The sequence below is a fragment of the Camelimonas sp. FR25 genome, assembly GCF_059740505.1.
The window spans coordinates 1-1048 of the sequence record NZ_JCAWFG010000085.1 but is presented as its reverse complement, the minus strand read 5'-3'; the positions used below and the strand labels follow the sequence as shown (position 1 = coordinate 1048).

Annotated in this window: 1 rRNA gene; it reads left to right on the top strand. The window is 53.9% G+C overall.

The features are described 5' to 3' along the window. A 23S ribosomal RNA gene (locus AC6A67_RS12385) occupies positions 1 to 1048 on the top strand; the annotation flags it as partial.

The following is a 1048-nucleotide window of genomic DNA, read 5'->3' as shown; positions in this document are numbered from 1 at the left end:
AGCCATCGCGAGAGCGTTTTTGGACTACGTATTGTCAGATGAAGGTATCTGGCCCTGAATTCATAGGGGTTAGAAGCGAACCCGGGGAACTGAAACATCTAAGTACCCGGAGGAAAGGACATCAACGAGACTCCGTTAGTAGTGGCGAGCGAACGCGGACCAGGCCAGCATCATGTGTTGTTTAACCGGAACCGTCTGGAAAGTCGGGCATTATGGGTGATAGCCCCGTACGGGTAGTGGACAATGCATGGTCACGAGTAGGGCGGGACACGTGCAATCCTGTCTGAACATGGGGGGACCACCCTCCAAGCCTAAGTACTCCTCAGCGACCGATAGTGAACCAGTACCGTGAGGGAAAGGTGAAAAGCACCCCGACGAGGGGAGTGAAACAGTTCCTGAAACCGGATGCTTACAAACAGTTGGAGCCCAAGGTTCGTCCTGGGTGACAGCGTACCTTTTGTATAATGGGTCAGCGACTTGGTTTGACGAGCAAGCCTAAGCCGGTAGGTGTAAGCGCAGCGAAAGCGAGTCTGAACAGGGCGTTCAGTTCGTCGGACCAGACCCGAAACCGGGTGATCTAGCCATGAGCAGGTTGAAGGTGCGGTAACACGCACTGGAGGACCGAACCGGTGCCTGTTGAAAAAGTCTCGGATGACTTGTGGTTAGGGGTGAAAGGCCAATCAAACTCGGAAATAGCTGGTTCTCCGCGAAAACTATTTAGGTAGTGCCTCGTGTGAATACTCCAGGGGGTAGAGCACTGGATGGGCTAGGGGGTCTCACCGACTTACCAAACCTAACCAAACTCCGAATACCTGGAAGTACTGCACGGGAGACACACCGCTGGTGCTAACGTCGGCGGTGGAGAGGGAAACAACCCTGACCTACAGCTAAGGCCCCCAATTCGTGGCTAAGTGGGAAAGGATGTGGGAATCCCAAAACAACCAGGAGGTTGGCTTAGAAGCAGCCACCCTTTAAAGAAAGCGTAACAGCTCACTGGTCTAAACAAGGGTTCCTGCGCCGAAAATGTACCGGGGCTCAAGCCACGAGC